Origin of the sequence: Pseudomonas sp. PSB11 (assembly GCF_014596605.1) — a bacterium.
GTDB classification, from domain to species: Bacteria; Pseudomonadota; Gammaproteobacteria; order Pseudomonadales; family Pseudomonadaceae; genus Aquipseudomonas; species Aquipseudomonas umsongensis.
The window spans coordinates 396063-422868 of the sequence record NZ_NOIO01000002.1 but is presented as its reverse complement, the minus strand read 5'-3'; the positions used below and the strand labels follow the sequence as shown (position 1 = coordinate 422868).

Annotated in this window: 12 protein-coding genes; 7 read left to right on the top strand and 5 right to left on the bottom strand. The window is 60.4% G+C overall.

The window, feature by feature from the left end:
* Positions 1–77 precede the first annotated feature (77 nt).
* The 4 genes from psrA to phnX all read left to right on the top strand — a co-directional run bounded on the left by psrA (position 78) and on the right by phnX (position 4489).
* Complete coding sequence (psrA, locus tag CGA21_RS04880; protein WP_188263666.1) at positions 78–1169, top strand: iron-containing alcohol dehydrogenase PsrA; 1092 nt, start codon at positions 78–80, stop codon at positions 1167–1169.
* Positions 1170–1352: 183 nt separating this feature from the next.
* Positions 1353–2648, top strand: coding sequence for an MFS transporter (locus CGA21_RS04875; RefSeq protein ID WP_188263665.1), 1296 nt, complete (start codon positions 1353–1355; stop codon positions 2646–2648).
* 54 nt (positions 2649–2702) lie between these two features.
* Positions 2703–3575 (top strand): LysR substrate-binding domain-containing protein, encoded by an 873-nt coding sequence (locus CGA21_RS04870; protein ID WP_020800152.1) that lies wholly within the window; start codon positions 2703–2705, stop codon positions 3573–3575.
* Positions 3576–3661: 86 nt separating this feature from the next.
* Positions 3662–4489 carry a phosphonoacetaldehyde hydrolase gene (gene phnX, locus CGA21_RS04865; protein ID WP_188263664.1) on the top strand — a complete coding sequence of 276 codons (828 nt, stop codon included), beginning with the start codon at positions 3662–3664 and terminating at the stop codon, positions 4487–4489.
* 71 nt (positions 4490–4560) lie between these two features.
* Here phnX and CGA21_RS04860 read toward each other — a convergent pair whose 3' ends face one another.
* Complete coding sequence (locus CGA21_RS04860; RefSeq protein ID WP_188263663.1) at positions 4561–5505, bottom strand: DMT family transporter; 945 nt, start codon at positions 5503–5505, stop codon at positions 4561–4563.
* 146 nt (positions 5506–5651) lie between these two features.
* Between CGA21_RS04860 and CGA21_RS04855 the strand changes: the two genes are divergently transcribed.
* Complete coding sequence (locus tag CGA21_RS04855) at positions 5652–6530, top strand: LysR substrate-binding domain-containing protein (protein ID WP_223193993.1); 879 nt, start codon at positions 5652–5654, stop codon at positions 6528–6530.
* A 148-nt stretch (positions 6531–6678) separates the two neighbouring features.
* On the opposite strand, the gene CGA21_RS04850 is transcribed toward CGA21_RS04855, so the two are convergent.
* From CGA21_RS04850 to CGA21_RS04835, 4 genes are all read right to left on the bottom strand, one after another.
* A complete protein-coding gene (locus tag CGA21_RS04850) occupies positions 6679–7128 on the bottom strand; it encodes a hypothetical protein (protein ID WP_188263662.1) in 450 nt (149 codons plus the stop codon).
* Between the two features lie 195 nt (positions 7129–7323).
* Positions 7324–8652, bottom strand: a complete 1329-nt coding sequence (locus tag CGA21_RS04845; protein ID WP_179057082.1) for a TolC family outer membrane protein — start codon at positions 8650–8652, stop codon at positions 7324–7326.
* A 1-nt stretch (position 8653) separates the two neighbouring features.
* Positions 8654–9994 (bottom strand): HlyD family type I secretion periplasmic adaptor subunit, encoded by a 1341-nt coding sequence (locus CGA21_RS04840; RefSeq protein ID WP_188263661.1) that lies wholly within the window; start codon positions 9992–9994, stop codon positions 8654–8656.
* Positions 9995–10000: 6 nt separating this feature from the next.
* A complete protein-coding gene (locus tag CGA21_RS04835; protein ID WP_188263660.1) occupies positions 10001–11737 on the bottom strand; it encodes a type I secretion system permease/ATPase in 1737 nt (578 codons plus the stop codon).
* A gap of 682 nt (positions 11738–12419) precedes the next feature.
* On the opposite strand from CGA21_RS04835, the gene CGA21_RS04830 reads away from it, so the two are divergent.
* Both CGA21_RS04830 and CGA21_RS04825 read left to right on the top strand, forming a co-directional pair.
* Positions 12420–23315 carry a peroxidase family protein gene (locus CGA21_RS04830; RefSeq protein ID WP_188263659.1) on the top strand — a complete coding sequence of 3632 codons (10896 nt, stop codon included), beginning with the start codon at positions 12420–12422 and terminating at the stop codon, positions 23313–23315.
* Positions 23316–23990: 675 nt separating this feature from the next.
* Positions 23991–26798 (top strand): multicopper oxidase domain-containing protein, encoded by a 2808-nt coding sequence (locus CGA21_RS04825; protein ID WP_188263658.1) that lies wholly within the window; start codon positions 23991–23993, stop codon positions 26796–26798.
* Positions 26799–26806 lie beyond the last annotated feature (8 nt).

Genomic DNA, 26806 nt, shown 5'->3' with positions numbered 1-26806 from the left:
CGAATTATCGATTTGTGCGGTTAACCTCGGGCCGTGAGTATGGCGCCACGTCTTACAACAACAAGTAGAGGACCGCCATGATCGCCCGATTCCATAATCCTGTTGATACTCGCCTGGGCTACAACAGCCTCGTAGAACTTGCCTCGATCACCGAAAACCAAAAAGTTGCCCTGGTGATCTTTCCCGAAGCGCGTGGGTTGGGACTGGTCGATCGCATTCAGGATTTGCTCGGCGAGCGGCTGATATACATCGTCGAAGATGTCCAGCCCAATCCCGATGTCGCTCAATTGCGTGGCACCTATGAGCGCTTCTGGCAGGAAGCGGGCGATTGTCAGACGGTCATCGCCGTTGGCGGAGGCAGCGCCATCGATACGGCCAAGGCATTGATCGTGGGGACGCAGTCGGGTCGCTTCGATGAACTGGTCGCCTTGCTGGCAACGGGCAAGCCCTTTGTTCCAGCCCACAGCAAAGCGCTGATTGCGGTTCCCACCACGGCAGGCACCGGCAGTGAAGTCACCCCATGGGCGACAATCTGGGACACCGAAGGACAGAAAAAATACTCGCTGCACCTGGACTGCACCTGGCCCAAAGTGGCGATTGTCGATCCCGGCCTGATGCTCACTGTTCCAGCGGGTGTCACGGTTTCAACCGGTCTGGACGCGTTGTCTCATGCGCTGGAGTCCATCTGGAACATCAACGCCAATCCGGTTTCGGATACCTTAGCGATCTCCGCGATCGAAGACATTCTTGAGTGCCTGCCGCTGTTGCGGCATGACCTGGGCAGCAAGGAACTGCGTTCACGCATGGCACTGGCCGCACTCAAGGCCGGGCTGGCCTTTTCCAATACCAAGACGGCGTTGGCCCACTCGATTTCCTACGAAATGACGCTGCGCCACGGCCTGCCCCATGGCATCGCCTGCTCCTTCACCTTGCCCCTGGTCCTGGGCCTTGCTTGGGGGCGTGACGAAGCGCGCGACAGGGTCTTGAAACGGGTGCTCGGCAAAGACCTCGACGAAGCGCAGGCACAGCTGCGCCATTTCCTCCACAGCCTTGACGTAAAGACCGAGTTTGCCGACTACGGCGTTACGCAAGAGGAAGCCCGGGAGATGATCGAGTTCGCACTGCAGGGCGCACGAGGCAGGAATTTCATCGGCGCACACGCCGCCTGACACGTGCCCCCCCCCTGTAGGAGCGAGCATGCTCCGGGCGGCGTTCCGACGATGGTCGTTAACGATAACGCTGGCAACCTGATACCCCGCGGCGCTCTCAGACTCATCGCGAGCATGCTCGCTCCTACAAAAGTGCGCCCTCCGATTCGCCTGGAGGGTACGAACAATAATAAGGAAAAGATCATGAATCGTGCCCAAGCTTTACCGAGTCTGGCAGTCGCCACGTCCTCATTCCGCGTCGCGCAATGGCGCATGCTGTTGGCGGCGATGTTCTGCTACCTGTTTTTCTACACCGGTCGACAAACGTTCGGTTTCGCCATCCCGGGCATCCAGGCAGAGTTCGGTTTTACCAAAGAACATCTTGGCTGGGCATCGGCTGCCATGTTGTGGGCGTATGCCATCGGCCAGGCAATCAATGGCAATCTTGCCGACAAGTTCGGTGGGCGCCGCATCATGACGGCCGGTGCCGTGTTGTCGTGTGCAGCCAATTGGATCACCAGCTTCGCCGGTAGCTTCGCCGCGCTCATTTTACCCTGGGGCATCAACGGATACTTTCAGGCATTAGGCTGGGCGCCAGGCAGTCGGCTGATCTCCAATTGGTGGAGTACCGGCGAGCGGGGCAAAGTCTATGGTTTTTACGTGTTCGCTGCCGGTTGTGCCTCTGTCCTGTCCTACGTGACCTCAATCGTTGTGCTTGAAGTGCTGCAACTGGAGTGGCGCTGGATCTTCCGCCTGCCGGTTTTGCTGATGCTGGCAGGGGGCATCGTGTTTTACCTGGTGGCGCGCGAGCGACCGCAGGACATGGGCTTCGAGCCGCTCGCCGATACCGGTGTGGCCAATGCCGATGACAAGAATCACGAAGTCGCCCACGGCGAACTCGAAACCTCGGCGCAGCGCTACAAAGCCGTGCTGAAAAACTACCGCTTGATCATCGCTGCAATCTCCCTGGGGTTCCAGAATGCCGCTCGCTACGGTCTTATCGTCTGGGTGCCGGTGCACTTTCTGGGCGCCGACTGGAAAAGCGGCGACAGCCTGATCGATCCCAAGTGGATCACGGTTGCCTTGCCGGTGGGCATGGCCATCGGTGCGCTCAGCAATGGCTGGATCTCGGACAAACTGTTCGGTTCAAAACGCTACCTGGCGATCATGCTCTACATGTTCCTCGGCGCAGGCACCAGCCTGTGGATGTGGAGCCTTGCGCCTCACAGTGCCGTCGGCCTCGTGGCGTTGTTTCTCTGCGGGTTCTTTGTCTACGGTCCGGCGTCGAGTTTCTGGGCATTGTGCCCGGACCTGGTCGGCGCCAAGCGCGCGGGCACCGCGACCGGCATCATGAACTTCTCCTCCTACCTTTTCGCAGGCCTGGCGGAACCGCTGATCGGCAGTATGCTCGACAGTACCGGCAACACGTCGTTGATCTTCATCGTGGTCACGTCTGCCTGCCTGTGCAGCGCAGCGGTCGCCTTGTTCATCAGGCGTTGATAGCTGTTTACACCGGTATGAATCAGGGCCGCGGCCCAGCAACAGGATCTTTTCATGTACCAGTACCACAAGTGGCTGCGTTCCTTTCATGCGGTGGCCAAGACCGGCAGTTTCACCCTGGCCGCCGAGTACCTGAGCGTTGGGCAACCGACAGTCAGTGAGCAGGTCACGGCGCTGGAAAAGAAGTTTTCCGTGGAGCTCTTTCATCGACGCGGGCGCATCGTCGAGATGAGCTCCGCGGGACACAAGCTGTATGCCATCACCCAGGGTCTCTTTGGCCAAGAGGATGAAGCCGTGCAACTTCTACAGAGTTTCAAGCAACGTAAAACCGGGATGTTGCGCCTGGGTGCCGTCTCGCCGCCCATTGCAATGAACCTGACGTACGAGTTGATGCAGCGGCATCCGGACATTGAGTTGGAAACATCATTCTCGCCGGAAAAAGAGACCCTGGACCGCCTGTTCAATTTCGACATCGACGTGGCCATCCTGGCGCTGTCCGAATTCGACCAGCGTTTTGATACGCAGCTTTATCGGCGTTATCCCATCATTGCTGTCGTGCGCGACGATCACCCCTGGGCTGCGCAGAAGGCGGTGCACGTTGAACAGATCAGCGACGAGAAGTGGGTCCTTCGGGAAAAAAGCTCCCGCACTCGCCAACTGGTGGAGGAGAGTTGCGATCGCCTTGATGTCGACCTGAACTGCGTCATGCAATTGAACAGCCGCGAAGCCATCGTTCACGCCATCGCCAAGGGAATCGGCATCGGTTTCGTATCGGCTGTCGAATACGCTGAAACGCCGGGAACAAAGCCCATTACCTTTGTCGATCATCCGTTCTTCATTGATTACCACCTGTGTTGCCTGGGTATTCGCAGAAACCGGCCGATGATTGCCGAGCTGTTCGATTCCAGTCCGATCCCGGCCACCTGATCGCCTGATCCGTATCAAGCCTCAATAACCTTACCTCCTGGCGACAGGAGGGACGGGCATCCCTTAGCCAAAAATGGAGACTCACCATGCATTACCAACAACCTTCCCAATTGCAAGCCGTGGTTCTGGACTGGGCGGGCACCGTCGTGGATTTCGGTTCCTTCGCACCGACGCAGATTTTCGTCGAAGCCTTTGCCGAGTTCGGCGTCGCGGTGTCCCTGCAAGAAGCCCGCGGGCCGATGGGCATGGGCAAGTGGGACCACATCCGCACGCTGTGCAACGAGCCGCAAATCGCCGCGCGCTACCACGCCGTGTTCGGCCGCCTGCCAACCGACGATGATGTCACCGCCCTCTACGAGCGTTTCATGCCGCTGCAGATCGAGAAAATCGCCTTGCACTCGGCGCTGATTCCCGGTGCGCTCGAGACCATCAACGGCCTGCGCGACAAGGGCCTGAAAATCGGCTCCTGCTCCGGCTACCCGGCGGTGGTCATGGAAAAAGTCGTGGAGCTGGCGCGCGAGAACGGCTATGTCACCGACCACGTGGTGGCCACCGACGAAGTACCCAACGGACGCCCGCACCCGGCGCAAGCCCTGGCCAACGTCATTGCCCTGGGGGTCAGCGACGTCGCCGCTTGCGTCAAGGTCGATGACACCTGGCCGGGCATTCTCGAAGGCCGAAGCGCGGGCATGTGGACGGTGGCGCTGACTTGCTCCGGCAATGCATTGGGCCTGACCTATGACCAATACAAAAACCTGTCAGCCGAAGAACTGAGCGAAGCGCGATCACGCATTACCCGGATGTTCGAAGGTTCGCGCCCGCACTACCTGATCGACACCATCGTCGATTTGCCGGCGGTCATTGAAGACATCAACGCTCGCCTTGCGCGCGGCGAGGTACCTCAATGCTGCTGATGGTTTTTTAGTTTTTATCGCTACCGGCTTGTTTTTGCACATCAGGGCAGGCTGGTAACGACTGTTGGATTCTACGGCTCGGCATGTTTCACCGGGACCACGCGGTGACGCTTCGCCGCCCAGACCACACCCCCAACGAGCAACACGATCGAGATCACTTCCATCAGGCCAGGCACCCGCTGGCTGAACAGAAAACCGTAGACACATGCAAACAGCGTTTCGAACACGATCATCTGGCCACTCAACGACGTGGCCATTCGACGCGAGCAGGCATTCCATAGCCCATTGGCAAGCCACGAACCACACAGTGCCAGGAACAGGCAAACCCACAGCAAAGCCATCCAGCGACTGCTTTCAACCCGAGCGGGGACCAGGTTGGGGAATAACATCAAGGCGGCGATGCCGAACACGACCGCCACGATACCCGTCACGATGCCCACCAGCGTGGACCATTCGCTGCTGTTGAAATGGCTCTGCTTGAGATAGCGGGCATTGTGGGTGGCGTACCATGACCAGCAGACCACACCGCTGAATCCGCAGGCCAGGCCGAGTAATTGGGAAGACAGTGAGGTACCCGCCGCCCGTGCCCCTGAGTGTTCCAGGCTGACCGATACGATGCCCAGGAATACCAGTAACAAAGGCAGCTTGAGCTTTGACAGGGGCAGGGACCCTGGATCACCACGCCCCAGGAAGGTAATGGCAACCGGCATCATGCCATTGATAAGGGCCGCCGCCGTCACCCCGCTCAGTTGTACGGAAGCACCCAGCAGCGCGTAGTTCAGGACGTTGCCAGTCAATGACAAGCGCAACAGCACAAACACATCGTTGCGCGTCAATCGGGCCAGCAGGCTTGATGCAATTGGCAAAGCCAGCAGAAGCGAGATCAGCCCATAGAGGGAAAACCGCACACTGCTGATCAGCACGGCATTGAATTCGGGCAGCAACGATGGGCCGATAATCACCCCGCCCCAGATAGCGCCTGCCAATATCGCAAATACAATCCCACTGTTCATCATCTCGGCTCTGGCAGGCTGTTTAGCGGCATTCTAGCCATGGTATATAAGCGCCACCTGCGATAAATATTCGGCCACCCATTCCGCAGGGGAATGTCGGGTCGCAGTCGTCAGCCAGGAGAATCCTCATCAACCGTTACCTGCGTACCTTGCCCCCACTGGAGACCCTGATCACGTTCGAGGCCGTGGGACGGCATGCCAGCTTCACCGGTGCCGCTGGCGAACTGTTCCTGACCCAGAGCGCCGTGAGCAAACAGATGCGCCAGCTCGAGGACGGCATGGGCGTGGCGCTTTTCGAGCGCAAGCCACGGGGTGTCGCGTTGACCGGCGCAGGCGAGGAGCTTCTGATGACGGTCAACATGCTGCTCACCACGATGTACCAGAGCGTCACGCGTATTCGCAATGTCCATCAGTCCAACGCTGTCTCGGTGCTGGCGACCCATGCCCTGGCCCAGTTCTGGTTGTTTCCCAAGTTGATCGAATTCAACAAGGCGTACCCCGACATCGCCGTGCACGTGCACGCGATCAACGAGTTCGACGAAGCCAGTCTCAATGATTTCGACGTGGGCATTCTCTACGGTTCTGGCCAATGGCCCTCGCTGGACAGCGATTTCCTGCTGCCGGAAATCGTCTATGCCGTGGCGCATCCCTCACTGGATGTCTCGGGAATCAAGACGCTGGAACACTTGGCGCGAGCCAACCTGGTGCAGATCGACACCTGCGCCTGGCAATGCCTGGACTGGCGCCAGTGGTTCGGCCACTTTGGCATCGACTACGTGGCGCGGGACAAAGCCCCGGTCTTCAACCAGCTGACATTGGCCTATCGTGCCGTCCAGCAAGGCATGGGTATTGGCCTTGCGTGGACGTTCATGGCGGATGAGGCGCTGGCCAAGGGCGAATTGCAGCGGGTTACGCCGTTCGAATGTGTGACCGGCAATGGCGAATTCCTGGTGTCGCTCAAGCACCGCAAGCGCTCTGCCTGTGCCGAGATTTTTCGCCAGTGGCTCCTTGGCTCGCTGGGCGACTGAGCAAGGTACGGCTCAAGGCGCCTTGAAGGATTTTTTTCAGCGCACGAAGGAATATCGAGATGGGGTGCGCAAGTTAAACACCCACGTGGACACGCTGGACAAAATCGCCACATCCGACGTGTGCCGACTGAAAATGACTACGGGTGGTTCATCGAGTCGCGTGTGCAATATCGCCGCAGAAAATATCGGCGCTGCCATCTTCAGGTGATGTACGCACGACAACCGAGTACTTGCCGGAGAGCAGGTCTGGCATGGCTATCGGCGCGCTCCTGTAAAAGGTCCAGCCACCGGTGCCAGCGTTGGGTTCAGTGTTGACCTTATCGTTCATGGCGAACGCGGCTGGCCCGGGTTGCTGGCAACTGCCCTTGTTGATGAAAGTGTAGAGGCGCGGCGGCAAGATGGTTCCGTTTGGAACGCCGGTGACGTAGAAATCAAAGTTGGTTTGATTGCCTTCGCCAGTCAATGTGGTCGTGGCCGTATGACCAGGGTTGCGGTGGGTCGCTGCCAAGGGCAGATTCATTGACGGGTGTGATGAACTGGAACAGCCCAAGAGCGTTGCCGTGATCAACAGTGCGGACAGGGGGAGAGAGGGTTTCATTGCCAACCTCCAACAATGGAAGAAGTGCGGTGGTGGGACTATTGGGTATAGCTCAATAACGTCGCATTGCATTCAGGAGCAACTTTTTCTTATGGGTCCTTGAATCCCACCCACGGATTTCCTGATAAACGCCCGCGGTATGTTGCTCGTCAACGGATTGCCGTCGATATCACTCCATCAGCTCGCAGGTAAAACTCAGTTGGTGACTAACAGTTCCGGGCCCAGGTAGTTGTTGATGTGGTCGATATCGTCGTCGCCCAGGCTACCCACCGAAGAGGCCAGGCGCAGGCGCGACATCAAGTAGCGCAGTTTTGCTTCGAACAGATCGTGGCGCGCCACGAAGAGCAGCTCTTCGGCATTGAGCACGTCCGAGTTGGTGCTGGTGCCTCCTTCCTTGAAGCCCTTGCGCGTCGAAGCCAGTGAGCGTTCGTTTGACGCCACTGCCTTCTCCAGTGCGTGGATACGTTGAGCGCCGCTTTGTACGCCTTGATACTCGCGGGTGGTACCAGTGATGACTTCCTGGCGCGTGGCGTCGAGCTCGTCCATGGCCTTGTAGCTATTGGCACTGGCCTGGCGTGCCAGAGCGCTGGTGCCGCCACCGCTGTACAACGGGAAGTTGACTTCCAGGCCGATTGAACTGTAGCGGTTGCGTTGATTCAACTCGGAGATTGACTGGCTGTCGCCTGCGGTATAGCCGGCGACGAAATCCAGTGTGGGCCAGTGGCCGGCCTTGGCGCGCTTCACTTCTTCTTCGGCAAGGGCGCTGCTGTGACGGCGCGCATGAATTAGCGGGCTATCGGCCTGGGCTTTGACCAGCCAGTCCTGCAGATTGCTCGGTAGCAGCGGCGGTGTGGCGAAAGTCGGCTGCAGGGTGGTCAGCGATTCGGGGGGTTCACCTATGTATTCTTCCAGCTTGCGGCGCGCATTGACCAGGTTGTCCTGCGCTTCGATCAGTTCAGCCTCGGCGAGATCGCGGCGAGCGACCGACTCGTCGATGTCGGTAATGGTGCCGGCACCCAGCTCCATGCGGCGTTTCGCCGAGGCGAGTTGCTCTTCGAAGGCGTTCAGCTTGGATTTGGCCAGGAGGATGGTTTCGCTTGCCAGGAGCACGTCGAAATAGCTCTCGGCCAAGCGCACGGCGGCGTCCTGACTCTTGGCATCGAACACCGCGACGCTGTAGTCGGCACGCTGCTTGCCCTGGCGGTACTCGGCCATCTTCTGTTTGTTGAACAGCGGCTGGCGCAGGCGCACGTTGGCGCCCTTGGAGTCGTAGTCCAGATCCCTGTCGAGGCCGTTCTGGCGTTGGGTGCCATTGACCTTGTTGTCGTAGGCCGAGGCATTGACCTGCGGCAGCAGGCCGGCCTTGCCGATGGCGCGGTTTTCCTCGCCGGCAGCTTTTTCATGCACGGCGGCACGGTAGATGGGGCCTTGGTACTGCAACAGATCCCAGGCTTGTTTGAGGTCCATGGCGCTGGCCGGCAGGGACAGCCCCAGCAGGCAGAAGACTATGCAATGACGGTCCATTTCATTGTTCCTTAAAGGAGCTGTCCACGCGTTCGAGCATCGGTTTGAGCAGATAGCTCATCAAGTTGCGCTCGCCGGTCTTGATGGTGACGCTGGCGGGCATACCGGGGCGAATGTGATTGCTGCCAAGCAGCCTCATGCCATCGGGAGTGACGTCCACCTGAGCCAGATAGAACGGTTGCTTGCTTTCCTCGTCGAGCAGGCGGTCGGCGGAGATGGTCTTCACGCGGCCGGGAATGTTTGGCGTCTGGGCATGGTTGAAGGCCGGGAAGGCAATATCCACGGGCAGGCCGGGGACCATCTTGTCGATGGCCTGCACGGGAATCATCGCGTCGACCTGCAGCGGCTCGTTGACCGGAACGATTTCCATGATCTTGAAGCCGGGCTGAATGACACCCCCGACGGTGGCAATGCTCAGGGACTGGACCATGCCGTCGATGGGCGACCGTATCACCGTGTGGGTCACTTCATAGTCCAGGGCGCGCAAACGGTCGGCCAGGGTGGTATTTTCCTTGGCGGTTTCAGTCAGCTGTGATTCGACTTCCTTCAAGTAATCGTGCTGGCGCTGCAGGATGCGCAACTTGATTTCGGTAGCCTCGCTACGCACGCGAGCGATGTTGTTGAGGTTCTCGGCCTGGCCGGCCGAAAGGTCGGCGTTGCTGCGTTCCAGCTCAAGCAAGCGGTTGCGCGGCACGTAGCCTTCGGCCGCCAGAACTCGGGTGCCTTGCAGTTCCTGGTTGAGGAAGTTGATTTGCGAGGTGCGGGCGCCATAGACCTGCTGCAGGCCCTTGAGCTGCACCTGCGACGCCGCCAGGTTTTCCTCCAGGATGCTGATTTCACCTGCCAGGCCGGCACGCCGGGTGTCCAGCAGACGCTGTTGCAGGTCCATGGCGGCTACCAGGCGGTGGTCATTGCCGAAGCGCTTGAGCAGATCGGGATCGAAGGTCACCACATTGCGCGCGTCACGTTCCGCTTCCAGCCGGTTTTCCACTGTCTTGCTGACGATGTACTGGGCGCCAACCGCACCCTGTTCGGCAGCGGCTCGTAATGAGTCGAGGCGCACCAGCTCCTGGCCCTTGGTCACCACATCGCCTTCGCGAACGAGAATGGCCTCCACGGTGCCGCCACTCAAATGCTGCACGGCCTTGCGGTTGCTGGTGACTTTGACCGTGCCTGTCGCCACCACGCCGGCATCCAGCGGCGCCAGCCAGGACCACAGGAGGAAGCCGCCGAAGCCGGCGAGCACCAGCCACACGCCCCAGCGCGCAGGCTTACCGACGTCCAGGTCTACCACGCTCCTGGGATCGGCTTGAATCATCTCGGTGTGTTGGCTCATTTGCATGATCGGTCACTCCCGTGCTTTGACGGAGGCCAGCGGGGTCGGCGCGCCTGCAGGCATCACACTGGCCTTGCGCAGCGCTGCGAATACTTCGTCACGCGTGCCGAGCATCTGCACGCCGCCGTCACGCAGCATCAGGACCTTGTCGACGGCGCACAGTACGTTGGGACGGTGGGAAATCAGAATGACGGTGGCACCGCGGGCCTTGAGTTCGGCCAGGGCATCGACCAGGGCCTTTTCGCCGACGTCGTCGAGGTTGGCGTTAGGCTCATCCAGCACGATCAGGTTGGGCTCGCCATACAGCGCGCGGGCCAAGGCGATGCGTTGCTTCTGGCCACCCGACAGCGGGCTGCCATCGGTGCCCAGTCGAGTGTCATAACCCTGGGCAAAGCGCAGGATCATCTCGTGCACGCCAGTGCTTTTGGCAGCGCGAATAACCGCGTCGCTGTCCACTTCGCCAAAGCGCGCGATATTGTCGGCGATGGTGCCTTCGAACAGCTCTACGTCCTGTGGCAGGTAGCCGAGCCAGGGGCCAAGTTCCCCCTTGTTCCAACTGAATATGTCCGCGCCATCCAGGCGCACTTTGCCGGCCTGCGCCGGCCAGACGCCAACCAGCAGGCGGGCGAGGGTGGATTTGCCCGAGGCGGATGGGCCGATCACGCCAAGGCTTTCGCCGTGGGCAAGGCTGAAACTCACTCCGCGCAGGATTGTGTTGTTGGTGGCGGGGGCACCGGCATACACATTCTCCACCGCCAGCATGCCCAGCGGACGCTGCAAGGGCATGCTCGGTGGTCGGCGCGGATAGTCATGCAGCATCTCGTTGAGCCGGCCCCAGGCCGAACGGCAACCGAGCAGTTGCTTCCATGACCCGATAACCTGTTCCACCGGGCCCAGTGCGCGGCCGGTAAGGATCGAACAGGCAATCATCATCCCCGGGGTGATCTTGCCTTCGATCGCCAGCAGCGCGCCGGCGCCGAGGATCAGCGACTGCAACGTGATACGCACGAAGCGCCCGGTGCTGCTGATGAGGGCGGCGCGGTCGGAGGCCAGGGTCTGCATTTCCAGTATGCGCAAATGGCTTTGGTACCAGCGCTTGCTGATCGAGGGCAGCATGCCCATGGCCTCGATGACTTCGGCATTGCGCAGGTTATTGTTGGCGTAAGTGGCGGAGGAGAGGGCGGCCTGGTTGGCTTCGGCCAGTGGCTTTTGCGTCGCCTTCTCGGTGAGATAAGCCAGGCCCACCAAAATCAGCGAGCCGATCAGCGTGACCAGTCCGAGCAGCGGGTGGATCAGGTAGGCGACCAGCAGGTAGATCGGCGTCCATGGCGCATCGAAGAAAGCGAACAGGCCATTGCCGGTGAGAAACTGGCGAACTTGCGAGAGATCCTGCAGGGCCTGGGCCGGATTGCCGCCGGCGCGGCTCAGGTTACGCTCGAAAGCAGCGGTGAAGATGCGCCGGTTGAGGTCCATGTCGAGGCAGTTGCCGACCCGGATCAGTACACGGGTGCGGACCATTTCCAGTGTGGACATCAGCAGGAACAGCCCTATCACCAGCAAGGTCAACATCGTCAATGTTGTGACATTGCGACTGACCAGGGCCCGATCGTAGACCTGCAGCATGTACACCGCTGGCGTCAACATCATGACGTTTATAACGCCACTGAACGCTGCCAGCGAGTAAAAACTGCGGCGCAGGCGAAATATCGCGTCGGACAGTTCTGAGCGAGCGCTCGACTGCTTTTGCATTTGCGTCCTCCCCACCGAAAAGCCAGGTTGGCCATGCGCCGCACCCGCTACCGGTAAATGTGATTGACTATCAGATAGATGTAGATCTCCAGATAACTCGTCGGCTTGAGCAGTCGTTCTTTCGGTAATTCACATGCAGCAGCGTAGGTGGCGTTTGTTTCTCTAGCGATACAGTTTTAAATAACATTTCGCTCTAATATTGCTTTGAATTTTCTATATATCCTTTAATAACAGTAGGTTGGCAGATCCAATGCCGGTCGTCTGTTTTTGCGGCGTAATATTGACAGTTTTTTGCTATGGAACTTTAGTCATGTTCAAAGATCGCCCCCCGGAAGCCAGCCAAAACTTTGGCATTGCAAGGCGGTGATTTTCCCGAGGGAGCAAACATGTCGATCCATTTGATCTTTTGCGCAGTGACGCAGTTGTTCAGGAAGTTCACGTCGACTTCCCAATTCCATGGCCCACCCACAGCTCGGGATCGCTTTGCCTGATCGCTCGGCGACCCATCCATTTCGCGAATTCCAGGCGCGCATTTCACGGGCGCCGGGGGACGGCTTTGCCTAACCCACGCCTGCTCTCGCCCTACAACTGAACCAACGAACTTCGCAAGCCAGCACTGACTGGGCGTGGGAGGATTGTTTCGTCCCGTGCCTTTCCCCCAGAGAGATCGAGGACAATAAAAATGGCCAATTTCAACAAGTCGGACCTGGAATTCATACTCAAGCAAATCTTCATCGCAGAGGCGCATGCCGACGGCGCCAGCCTCAGTGATTTGCTGCCCAACAGCCAAGTGCCATTCGGCCTGCGCACCGTCGATGGCAGCTACAACAACCTGGTCGCCGGGCAAAGCGAGTTTGGCGCCGCGGACAACTCCTTCCTGCGCCTGCTGGATGCCCAGTATCGGGCGGCCTATGCCGCGTCAGGGAATGTGGTCGACCCGCAGCCACGCATCATCAGTAACCTGATCGTCGACCAGACCGCCAACAACCCGGCCGCGGTGGCGGCGAATGGCGGTGCCGACCCGGTGATCAGCCCCGGTCTGGATGGGGTGTTCGGCACGGCCGACGACAAGGAAGTGTTCTTTATCCCCAACGTGTCACCTGACGCTGGCCTGACCGCAGGCTTCAACTCGTGGATGACCTTCTTTGGCCAGTTCTTCGACCACGGCCTCGACCTGGTCACCAAGAGCAGTACCGACTTCGTGTTTGTTCCGCTGCAGCCGGACGATCCGTTGTTCGTACCGGGCAGCCCGACCAACTTCATGGTGCTGTCACGTGCCGTGCATTCCGCTGGCGCGGACGGAATAGTCGGCACTGCCGATGATGGCCAGACCAACACCACCTCGCCGTTCGTGGACCAGAGTCAGACCTATAGCTCGCACCCCTCGCATCAGGTGTTCCTGCGCGAGTACGCCCTCAACGCGGCAGGCAACCCTATTGCAACGGGCCGCTTGATTACCAACCGTGATCTCGGCGCCGATGGCAAGTTCGGCACGGCCGATGATGGCGATGGCGAAAATGGCGGCATGGCGACCTGGGCAGTGGTCAAGGCCCAGGCCCGCGACATTCTCGGGATCAACCTGACCGATGCCGATGTGCACAGCGTGCCGCTGCTGGCAACCGATGCTTATGGCAACTTCCTCCGCGGACCGAGCGGCATGCCGCAGGTGGTGATGCGCGTCAGTAACGGTGCCGATGGTATCGGCGGAACGGCCGATGACGTCACGCAATTGGTCGAAGGCAACCGGGATGCGCCGATCAGCCTGGCCAATGCCGTGAGCACCGGGCATGGCTTCCTCGATGACATTGCCCACAATGCCGCGCCGGTCGTGGTCAACGGGGTGCTGCAGGCAGATGCCGACTCCGCTATCGGCAATGCGCAGGACGTTGGCCCCGGCGGCAACAACCTGACCTATGACAACGAACTGCTCGACGCCCACTACATTGCCGGCGACGGCCGGGTGAACGAGAACATCGGCCTGACCGCTGTGCACCATGTGTTCCACGCCGAGCACAACCGCCTGGTCCAGCAATCCAAGGACACCATTCTTGCCGCCGGCGACCTGGCTTTCCTCAATGAGTGGCTGGCGGACGATGTGACCGCGATACCGACTACCCCAGCCGGTATCGCAGCGTTGGTATGGGACGGCGAACGCCTGTTCCAGGCCGCCAAGTTCGGTACCGAGATGCAGTATCAGCACCTGGTGTTCGAGGAGTTCGCGCGGACCATTCAGCCACAGGTCGACGAATTTCTAGCCCCTAACGGCTATGACACCTCGATCAACCCGGCCATCCTCGCCGAGTTCGCCCACGTGGTGTACCGCTTCGGTCACTCGATGCTGACCGAAACCGTCGATCGCTTCGACCCTGAGTTCAATCCGCTCCTCACTGACCCGAACAATCCTGACTCGCAAATGGGGCTGATCGCGGCCTTCCTCAACCCGCTGGCGTTCGCCGGCAGCGGAGCGACCTCGGACGAAGCGGCAGGGGCGATCATTCGCGGTGCGACCCGCCAGCTGGGCAACGAGATCGACGAATTCGTCACCGAAGCGTTGCGCAACAACCTGCTCGGTCTGCCGCTCGATTTGCCGGCCCTGAACCTGGCGCGCGGTCGCGACACTGGCATTCCCACGTTGAATGAAGCGCGCCGTGAGATGTACGCAGCCACCGGCGACAGCCAACTCACGCCGTACATCAGTTGGTCTGACTTTGCGGACCACCTCAAGCACCCCGAATCCCTGGTCAACTTCATCGCCGCTTTCGGCACCCACAGCGCATTGATCGCGGCCGACGTGGATACGCTGGTCGAGATGCGTGCGGTCGCCGCGGCCCTGGTGTTTGGTGGCAGCGCGGTGATCAACGCCGGTACTGCCCAAGAGCGTACCTTTACCGCCAATCTGGCCGATCGCCTGGCATTCCTTAACAGTACGGGCATCTACGCCATGGCCAATGGCGTCACCACCACCGGTGTGGACGACATCGACTTCTGGGTCGGTGGCCTCGCCGAGCAGAAGATGCCGTTCGGCGGCATGCTCGGCTCGACGTTCAACTTCGTCTTTGAAACCCAGATGGAAGCGTTGCAGAACGGCGACCGTTTCTACTACCTGTCGCGTACCGCCGGCCTGCACTTTGGCACTGAGCTTGAGAACAACTCCTTTGCCAAGCTGATCATGCTCAACAGCAATGTCACCCACCTGTCGAACACCGTGTTCCTGACGCCGACGTTCACCCTCGAAGTCAATCAGGCCAATCAGTTCACCAACCTGGGCGTGGACGGCAAAGCCGATCCAACTGGCGGCATCATGATCAACGGTGTGGAAATCGTGCCGCTGGTGATCCGCGACAACCCCGACACCGAAGGGCTGGACAGCAACTATCTGCACTATACCGGTGAAGACCATGTGGTCCTGGGCGGCACCGCCGGCAATGACATCATGATCTCCGGCGAAGGCGATGACACTCTGTACGGCGACGGCGGCAACGACCGCCTCGAAGGCGGTGCCGGCAACGATGCGGTGCTGGGCGGCGCGGGTGATGACATCATCACGGACTCGTTCGGCGACAACCGCCTGGAAGGTAATGCCGGGAACGATGTGATCGTGGCCGGTAGCATGCTGGTTGGAGGCAACCTGATCCTGGGGGGCGATGGCCAGGACTTCATTGTCACCACCGAAGACATCACCACTACCTTTGGCGGTCAGGGTGACGATTTCATCCTCGGCGCCAAGACCAATCTGCCACCTACTGGCAACGAAGGTGACGACTGGATCGAGAAGGGCACCCAGGACGGTGCGCCTGGCGATAATTTCGCGCCGTTGCTCACTGACGATACGATCGGCAACGACATCTTTGTCGGTGGCGGTGGCTTCGACGAAATGATCGGCGAGGGTGGCGATGACATCTTTGTCGGCAGCGATGCCCAGGACAAGATGGACGGCATGTCCGGTTTCGACTGGGTGACCTACAAGAATGACAGGGTCGGCGTGACCGTTGACCTGTCCTTGGCCGCGCTGGCGCAGCCACACGGTAACGCGCCAAATCAAAACGCCGGGGTGTTCAATCCGGTCGGCGCCTCGCCGGCCTCGATTCTCGACCGTTTTGCCGAAGTCGAAGGCTTGTCCGGTTCGAAATTTGCCGACGTGCTCAAAGGCGATGATGTGGATGCGGTCACTATCATCAACCACGGCGGTGCCACGGGTGGTGCGCTGACCAATGTGGCGTTGATTCGCGGCCTGGAGCAGTTTCTGGCCGATGCCGGTTTGCCAACCACCGGTTTTGCCACGGGCAACATCATCCTCGGTGGCAATGGCAGTGACCTGATCGAAGGCCGCGGAGGCGATGATCTGATCGACGGCGACAAATGGATCAACGTCAGGATTGCCGTCTACAGCGCTGACGACGTCAACCATACCGGGCCCGAGATCGCCAGCTTCGACAGCATGGTCGATATGATCCCGTTCATGCTCGACCGCACCTATAACCCGGGGCAGCTCAAGGCCGTGCGGGAAATCCTGCCCGGTACCTCGACGGGCGGGTCGGCCTTCGACACCGCCATATTTTCCGGGGTCCAGTCTGAATATGTGGTGACCCAGGACACCCGCGGCACGGCCAGTCTGGCAGACGATGTCTGGACGGTGACAGATACCGTAGCCGGACGTGACGGCACCGATACACTGCTGCATATCGAGCGCCTGCAGTTTGCCGATACCCAGCGAGTGCTGGTGCAAGGACTCAACGCTCAACCGGTTGGCAGACCGACCCTCAGCGATGGCAATGGCGGCGCGATAACGGTGGGCGATACGCTGAGTGTCAGCATGGCCGGGGTGCGCGATGCCAACAACGTCTCGGTGGGCAATCTCCAGGGGTTTATCAACAACGCTTCGGTGTCCTACTTCTGGCAGTTCGAGGCGGATCCGGGGAGCGGTGTATTCGAGGACATCATCCTGTTGCCGGCCGGCGACCTGGCGTTCCAGAGTGCCGATGGCACCGCCTTCAAGGTTTCGCCTGACCTCGCCGGGTTGTCGTTGCGAGTCAAGGCGATCTACCAGGATGGTCACGGCACGACTGAAGTGGTGTTCTCGCAGCCGACTGCCGCGGTGGTTGCCGGGGCGCCGGTTGTGCCGACTGCACAGGTACCTGTCGTCGATGCCACGGCCGGTGGCGAAGGCCTTCACATGGTCCGCTCCGACCTCAATTTCATCCTTGATCAGATCAAGATTGCCGAGGCTGACGCGTCCGGGCAGGACATCCTCTCGCTGATCCCGAACATCCGCGCGCCTTTGGGCCTGCGTGCGGTCGACGGGTCGAACAATAACCTGATGAACCTCAACGGCATCAACAACACCGAGTTTGGTGCCGCCGATAACACCTTTCCGCGCGTGAGCGATCCGGTCTTCAATCCGGCGCAATCGGGAACGTCTTATGCGCAGAACAGCGGCTTGGTGATTGACTCGCAGCCGCGCACCATCAGCAACCTGATCGTCGACCAGACATCGAACAACCCGGCGGCCTATGCCACGGCTTACGACCCGGGTGCCGACGGCGTGCTCAACTTCGGCGCGGATGGCAACGACGACGTACTCAAGGATGGCGTACGGATTGTCGCCAGCCCGGGCATGGACGGTCAGTTCGGTACTGGCGACGACCACGATGTGTACCTGTTCGAGAACACCGCGGCGGATGCGGGGTTGTCCGCGCCGTTCAATGCCTGGATGACCTTCTTCGGGCAGTTCTTCGATCATGGGCTGGACCTTGTCACCAAGGGGGGCTCGGGCACCGTCTTCATCCCGCTGCAACCGGATGATCCGCTGTACGTGCCAGGCGGCAACACCAATTTCATGGTGATGACCCGCGCGACCAACCAGCCAGGGGCGGATGGCGTTCTCGGCACGGCCGACGACATCCATGAGCACACCAACACCACCACGCCGTTCGTGGACCAGAACCAGACCTACAGCTCGCATCCGTCGCACCAGGTGTTCCTGCGCGGGTATGTACTGACCGAAGACGGCCCCATCGCGACCGGCCGGCTGATCACCAACCGTGACCTGGGGGCGGATGGCAAGTACGGTACCGCTGACGACACCGAAATCGGTGGCATGGCGACCTGGAAAGTGGTCAAGGCGCAAGCCAACGATGTCCTGGGTATCCGCCTGACCGATGCCGACGTCGAGAACGGCCCGCTGTTGGCGACCGACGCCTATGGCAATTTCATCAAGGGGCCGAACGGCTTCCCGATGGTCGTGATGAAAGGGGCTGACGGGCTTGGCGGCACCGCTGATGACGTCCTCGTCGAAGGCAATCCGCTAGCCCCTATCAGCCTGGTCAATGCAGTGCGCACCGGTCACCAGTTCCTCGCCGACATTGCCCACAATGCAGCGCCGGTGTTCAGCGCTGGTGTGCTGGTTCCCGATGTCGATGACGACATTGGCAACGTGGTGCCATCCAATCCGCAGACCGGGGCCAACCTGGCTTACGACAACGAGTTGCTGGATGCGCACTACATCGCCGGCGACGGCCGGGTCAACGAGAACATCGGCCTGACCGCGGTGCATGCGATCTTCCACGCCGAGCACAATCGGCTGGTGGCGCAGACCAAGGACACCGTACTCGATTCGGCTGACGTGGCCTTCCTCAACGAGTGGTTGCTCACTCCGGTGGATGCGTTGCCAGCCAGCCAGGCCGAGATCGATGCACTGGTGTGGAATGGCGAACGGCTGTTCCAGGCTGCCAAGTTTGGCACCGAGATGCAGTATCAGCACCTGGTGTTCGAGGAGTTTGCGCGCACCATCCAACCCAGGGTCGACCTGTTCTTCGCGCCGACCCAGGTCTATGACGTCGACCTCGATGCCTCGATCGTCGCCGAGTTCGCCCACACCGTTTACCGGTTCGGCCACTCGATGCTGACCGAGACGGTCGATCGATACGACGTCGACTTCAACGTGATTGGCGATCCGAACAGCGCTGATCCCAATCAGCAACTGGGCTTGATCGCGGCGTTCCTCAATCCGTTGGCGTATGCCGCCAGCGGGGTGACGCCAGAGGATGCGACCAGTGCGATCGTGCGTGGGGTGACGCGCCAGGCCGGTAACGAAATCGATGAGTTCGTCACCGAGGCGCTGCGCAATAACTTGCTCGGCCTGCCGCTGGACCTGCCGGCGATCAACATCGCCCGTGGCCGCGACGTGGGGATTCCCTCGCTCAACGCGATTCGCCGCGACATCTACAGCCAGACCGGTGATACCCAACTCAAGCCGTACAGCAGTTGGGTCGACCTGGTGCAGCACCTCAAGCATCCGGAGTCGCTGATCAACTTCATCGCGGCCTATGGCACCCATGGCACCGTCCTGGCGGCGACCACGCTGGAAGGCAAACGCGCTGCAGCCTTGGCGCTGGTATTGGGGGGTGATGATGCGCCGTCCGACCGCCTGGACTTCCTCAACAGCAGCGGTACCTGGGCCAACGTGACGCGCGCCGGCAAGGATGGGGTGCTGGGGACCGCTGACGATCTGAAGGGGGTGACGATCACGGGCGTCGATGCGATCGACCTGTGGATCGGCGGCCTGGCCGAAGCGAAAACCCCGTTCGGTGGCATGCTCGGCTCGACGTTCAACTTCGTGTTCGAGAACCAGATGGAAAAACTCCAGGACGGCGACCGCTTCTACTACCTGGAACGTACTTCTGGCCTGTCGATGAACGCCGAACTGGAAAGCAACTCGTTCGCCAAGTTGATCATGGCCAACACCTCGGCGACGCACTTGCCGGGCCTGGTGTTCTCGGACCCCGGGTTCTATCTGGAAGTGGACAAGACCAAGCAGTACAACGATGGCCTGGGCAATGCCGATCCGCTTGGCGAAAACGGCGAGCAGGTGGTGTTCCGCGACAACCCGCTGACCGACGGGCCGGACACTCACTACATCAAGTACACCGGTGCAGAGCACATCGTGCTGGGCGGCACCAACAGCGCCGACATCCTCGTCTCGAGTGAAGGGGACGACACGGTCTGGGGGGACGGCGGCAACGACCGCATCGAAGGTGGTGACGGCAACGACCAACTGCGCGGTGGCGCCGGCGACGACATCATCACTGATGCCGGTGGCGACGATAACATCCAGGGTGGCGACGGCAACGACGTGTTGCACGGCGGCAACGGCGTCAACCTGATCATTGGCGGGTTCGGCAATGACTTCATCGTGACCGGCGAGGACGCTTCCGAAGCCATTGGTGGCCAGGGCAACGACTTCATCCTGGGCAGCAAAGCCAACGAACAGGACATGGGCAACGAAGGCGACGACTGGATCGAGAAGGGTACGTCGGACGGTGCACCTGGCGACAACTTCGACCCGGCTGGCAATGATCCGGTGATCGGTCACGATGTTTTCATCGGCGGTAACGAGAACGATAAGTTCAACGGTGAAGGCGGTGACGACATCATGGTCGGCAGTCTCGGCCTGGGTGACCGCTATATCGGCGGCTCCGGCTATGACTGGGCGACCTTCAAGGGGCTCGCCCAAGGCGTGACCATCGACTACACCGACCGCTTCTTCGATGTTCCACCGATGCCGGGTTCGGGGGCTTCAGCGCTGGTGCGTTTCGACATCATGGAAGGTTTGTCGGGTTCCTCGCACGGTGACTTCCTGCGCGGTGATAACGAAGATGCCACATCGCTGCCCACTGCGGGTGCAACCGGCAGTGTGCTGACCAACATCAACCTGATCAACGGGCTGGCTGACTTGCTGGCAGACGGGGCGACGTACTTCGACGGCGGCAACATCATCCTCGGCGGCAGCGGCAGCGACCTGATCGAAGGTCGCGGTGGTGACGACATCATCGATGGTGACAAGTGGCTGAACGTGCGCATCAGCGTACGGGCAAATGCCGATGGCACCGGCGAGGAAATCGCCACGTTCGACAGCATGGAACCCTTGGTGCCGTTTATGCTGAACGGTACTTACAACCCGGGCCAGTTGGTCATCGTGCGGGAGATCCTGAGTGGCGATGACAGCTTCGACACCGCGTTTTTCTCCGGTAACCTGGGGGAATACGGAATCGAGATCGATGGCGACACGGTCATTGTGACCGACTCGGTAGCGGGGCGTGATGGTGTCGATCGCTTGACGGGTATCGAGCGTCTGCAGTTCGCTGACGGGGCGCAGGCGTCCGGCGTGGGCACCGCGCAAAACAGCGACCCGTCGGGTCATCTGGCAATCCTCGATGCTGGCACCGGCCTGCGTGACGAAACGCCGGTTGCCGGCCAGTTGCTGCGGGTCAGCGGTCAGGCGGTACGGGACGCGGACAGCCAGAGTGTGGCCAACCCGACCGGTGCGATTACCGGGGCGGTGGCTTACTACTGGCAGGTCGAGAACATCGCGGGTTCAGGCATCTATGAAGACATCACCGTTGTCGCCGCTGGTGAGGCATCGCGGGCGACCGGCAGCACCTACCGGGTGACGGACGATGTGGCGGGCCTGAACATCCGTGTCCGTGCGGTGTATCAGGATGCCAAGGGCACGCTGGAGATCGTCGATTCGTCCGGGAACAGTACGCCGACCGAAGGGCCGACCGTAACCGGGCTTGCAGTACAGAACCAGCTGTTGACCGCTGACCCGGCGAGCATCATCGATGCCGATGGCGTGAGCACGACGCAGTTCACCTACCAGTGGCAGGCGAACGACGGGCTCGGCTTCGTCAACATCGCCGGTGCTACCGCCGGCACGTTTGCGCTTGGCCAGGCCCAGGTCGGCCAGGAAGTACGCGTGGTCATCGGTTACGTGGACAACTTCGGTGTGGCCGAAAGCGTTGCGTCGAACATCCTGGGGCCAGTAGACAACGTCAACGATGCACCGACCCAAGGGCCGACCGTCACCGGGCTTGCAGTGCAGAACCAGGTGTTGACCGCCAATCCGGCGAGCATCATCGACGTCGATGGCCTGAGCAATCCGCAGTTCACCTACCAATGGCAGGCGAACAGCGGGCCCGGCTTCGTCAACATTGTCGGCGCAACCGCCAGTACGTTCGCGCTTGGCCAGGCTCAGGTCGGCCAGGCAGTGCGCGTGGTGATCGGTTATGTGGATGACTTCGGTGCGGCTGAAAGCGTTGCGTCCAACATCCTCGGGCCGGTGGCCAACGTCAACGATGCACCGACAGGCGCGTTGCTGATCAGCGATACGACTCCGGATCAAGGGCAGGTGCTGACCGCGCTGACGGGTGGGATTGCCGATCCGGACGGACTGGGCACCTTCAGCTTCCAGTGGCAGCAAGGGGTCGGCACATCCTTCACTGACATCAACGGCGCGACTGCTGCGACCTTCACCCCTGGTGCGGCGCAGGCCAATCTGCAACTGCGGGTGATCGTGCGCTACACCGATGCCTTTGGGACGCTGGAGTCGGTGACTTCTGCGGCGACGGCGGCGGTGGTTGTGGCACAAGGCGTGGTACTGCAGGGCGATGCCTTGGCAAACATCCTCACCGGCACCGCGGCTAACGATGTGCTGCTTGGCCTGGGGGGGAACGATACGCTCAATGGCCTCGCCGGTATCGACCAGTTGTTGGGCGGCACTGGCAACGACATCCTCAACGGCGGCGACGACAATGACGTCCTCAATGGCGAGGACGGCAACGACACCCTCAACGGCGGGCTCGGCGCGGATGCCATGAGCGGCGGTCTAGGCAACGACACCTTTGTGGTCGACAACGTCGGTGACCTTGTCACCGAGGCGCTGGGTGCTGGTACCGATCTGGTGCAAACCAGCCTGACCACCTACCTGCTCGGCGCCAACGTCGAGAACCTGACCTATACGGGAGCCGGTAACTTCACCGGTACCGGTAACGCGCTGGCCAACACCATCACCGGCGGGGTGGGCAACGACACCCTCAACGGCGGTGCAGGTGCCGACCGGTTGGTGGGGGGCGCCGGCAACGATACCTATGTTGTCGATGCAGCCGCAGACGTCGTGGTCGAGGTCGCCGGTGGCGGTACGGACACCGTGCAGACGTCGCTGGCCAGCTACACGCTGGGCGCTGAGGTCGAGAATCTGACCTACACCGGAGTCGGCAACTTCGTCGGCAACGGTAACGGGTTGGATAACGTCATCACCGGCGGGGTGGGTAACGACACCCTCAATGGTAATGGCGGCAACGACATCCTCAACGGCGGCAACGGGGTGGATGTCTTGAATGGTGGAGCAGGCAACGACACGCTGTTCGGTGGTGACGCTAACGACACCTTGTTGGGAGGGATCGGTGATGACTTTATCGATGGCGGTACTGGCAATAACAGGGTCACAGGTGGTGCCGGCAACGACACCCTGGTTGCCAGCAGCGGCAACGATATCTTCGTGTTCGCAGCGGGCTTCGGGGCCGATCAGATCATCGGCTTCGATGCCGACGCGGCAGGAGGCCAGGATCGGCTCGATATTTCCTCGTTCGGCGTCAATGCTGCGACCTTTGCCGGCAACGTCATCATCACCGATGTCGGTGCGGATACCTTGATCAGCTCCGCAGGCGCTGAATCCATCCGCCTGGTCGGTGTGGCCGATGCGACAACCATCACGGCCGCAGACTTCATTCTCGCCCCTTGAGGTCCTGATCAGTACGTTCGCAGACGCGTGTAAAGCGCAGGGGAGGGCATGGAAGCCCTCCCTTTTCTTTTGAAAAACGGGTCGTTGGTCAAGCGAGGAAATAAGGGCACCCGGCCTCGAAGAGTTCAGCTTCACGGGTCATGGGCGGTCAAGGTGATGAAGGCTTTTCCCTGATTCTCAACTGCAGAACAGGAAGATGTGACTCCAGGCGACCCCTGTCGAAAAAATGAAAAATATGAGTGCTAGCGTGAGGATTATGGAATCGTTCCGCATGGTAGTGCTCCTGGAGCCGTTAGTTTACCCAGAGCATTCTCTGTGCCAAAGCTCCGGTAACCCGCTGTACCCCCGGCGCGAAAGCGGCCTGATTGCGTGGACAATTTCTCTAGCTGAAAAGTTGATGGGGGGTGTGGGCAATACTGCCCATTTATGTGGAATTGCTCCCAATGTGGGGACGGCAAATCGCGCTGGAGTGAGGTTGTAAAGGTGCCCCCCCGAATTGGGTGTGAACTTTCCCCGGGAATGGGTGTCAATCCCCAGTCGCTTTTTCTATAGCTACATATTTGTGTTTATAATTTATTGTTTTTAAAGGGTTTAATGTTTATATAAAGCCGTTGCGCTTGGCTGGCTCCTTGCACTGTCCCCACTACCCCCTTCACACATTCGAGGCGGCTGGTGATGGACACAAAAGCGCGGTATCCCTTCAAATGGTCTGGCCTGTTGACGCCATTAAGCATCGCTTTGTCGATGACACTCAGCACAGGGAACCTGCGCGCCAGCCCCGTCGACGATGAGCGACAGCCGGAGCCAACCGACCCCTCTGCCTACCACGATGAAGCGGCTGACAAAGCGGCGGCGCTGAACGCCATTTTGACCATGCCCGATGCCAACATGGATTCCTTCGATCTGCCCGGTGGCGTCAAAGGCAGCAAAGACACCACGCGGGTGGAAAATATCCTGCCGCCAACGCTGCAGACCAGTTTCAACTACCCCACCAACGGCAAGCCCAGCCCGCTGTACGGTGCGCTGCCGTTCACTCAGCCACTGGTACTGTTCGAGGAGTTCGGCCTGGAAAAACTCGACCCTACTACCCCGGCTGCACTGTTGCCTTTTCCACCGGCTACCATCGGCCCGCTGCCGCAACAGGATCCCACCAGCGTGGCACGCAGCGCGCCGCCGAGTGCAGCGCTCGATGCGTTCCTGCGTCAACCGGGCTTGACTCCGTACCCCAGCCAGTATTCGAACGTGGTCGACCGTAACCCTTGGCAGAAGCAGATTGAGTTTTTCCTCAACCGCCGAATCGGCTCGTCGGCTGAAGGCCGTCCGCCAGGAAAAGGCTGGTCGCACCAGCGCTGGAACGAGTTCTACCCGCAGGTTGCCTACAAGACCGTGCAAACCGGTGCACGGTTGAATACCGGTTTGCGTGATAGTCGGCAGATGCACCGCTATGCCATGGGCGAGTTTGGCCCTGGTGGCCTCTATTACAATGTGGCTGGCGTGCCAGCGACCGCGGGTACCTCCAAAGGCGCTGAACCGCGGTTTCATCCGAAAATGCCCGTGCAGAAACACAACTCGCTGTGGACCTTCGACGGCACCTTGCCGCCCAAATTGCTGATGGTGCGCTACGGGCAACCCGTGTTGATGCGCCATTACAACGGCTTGCCAATCGATCCGTCGGCGAACATGGGTTTTGGCCTGCACACCATCAGTACCCACGAACACAACGGCCACGTGCCAGCGGAAAGCGACGGTTATGCCAACGCGTTTTTCTTTCCCGGGCAGTTTTACGACTATCGCTGGCCGATCCAGTTGGCCGGCTACGACAGCATGAACACCAAGGCCGAGGATCCGCGTGCAGCGTTTCCGTGCTCGCCCGGCGAGACCCTGTGGACCAATGACATGAGCCCGGGCCGCAAGACGTGCGAGAACGGCACGATCAAGATCCGCGGCGACTGGCGCGAAACCATGAGCACCCACTGGTTCCACGACCACATGCTCGATTTCACCGCGCAGAACGTCTACAAGGGCAACGCGGCGATGATGAACTACTACAGCGCCCTGGACCGTGGCAATGAATCGGTGAACGACGGTGTCAATCTGCGTTTTCCCAGTGGCAGCGCCTTGCCTTGGGGTAACCGCGACTACGACGTCAACCTGCTGTTTGCCGACAAGGCGTGGGACAAGAACGGTCAACTGTGGTTCAACCCCTTCAACACGGCCGGCTTCCTCGGTGACCAGGTGCTGGTCAACTGGAAGTGGAAACCGACCCTGGACGTGCGCGCCCGCAGCTATCGCTTCCGTATGCTCAACGGCTCGGTATCGCGCTACTTCAAGCTGGCGCTGGTGCGTGAAATCAAGGGCACCACGGGTGAATTCCAAGGGCCCGTCGGGTCAGGAGTGTCCTATGCCCGCGTGCCGTTCCACATGATTGCCAACGACGGCAACATCATGGAACACAGCGTGCCATTCGACGGCAGCATGGACCTGGACGCCGACGGCGACAAACAGAACCACAACGCGATCCTGCCCACCCTGGGCATCGCCGAGCGTTTCGACATCATCGTCAACTTCGCGAAAAACGGGATCAAACCGGGCGACAAGCTGTTCTTCGTCAACCTGCAGGTGCATGAAGACGGCAAGGGCCCGGAAGAACCCGCCTCCCTGGCTGACGTGTTGTCCGAGAAATACCGGGCGATCCTCAAGCAAACCAGCAAGGGGCCGAAGTGGGAGGAGGGTGATCCGACGGTGGGCAAGGTGCTGCAACTTAACGTCAAGGCCTATACCGGGCAGGACCTGGCCATGGACCCGGCCGCTTATGAACCGGCCAAACCCGGTAAGGCTGAAGGCCTGGTGATGATCCCGCTGAAGATTCACCGCGACAATCTTGCCGATAAGGCGCTGCTGGCCAAGGCCCGTCACCGCACCTTCACCTTCGGCCGCTCCGACGGCACTGATGAAGCACCCTGGACGGTCAAGACCGATGGCGGCTTCGGTTTCCAGATGGACCCACGGCGCCTAAACGCGTCGACTCAGTTGGCCAGTGGCCCCACCGATGCCGGTGCGACCGGTTTCGGCACCCTGGAAGTCTGGAACATCAAGCTCGGCGGCGAAGGCTGGAGCCACCCGGTGCATGTGCACTTCGAGGAGGGGATCATCCTCAATCGCGGGGGCAAGGCGCCACCGGAATGGGAAAAATGGGCACGCAAGGACGTGTACCGTATAGGCCCGGAAAAGGACGGCCTGGACAACGTAGAAATAGCGATCAGCTTCCGCGAGTTTGCCGGGACCTACATGGAGCACTGTCACAACACCCAGCACGAGGACAACTCCATGCTGCTGCGCTGGGACGTTGAGAAACCCGGGCAATTCCAGCTGATGCCGACACCGCTGCCCAGTTGGGACGGTGTGCGCTACGTGAATTCCGCCGCGCTGCCAACCTTCCGCACTGGCGACGGCAACGGCCCGCAAGCGGTGCTCAAGCCATGAACCGCGAG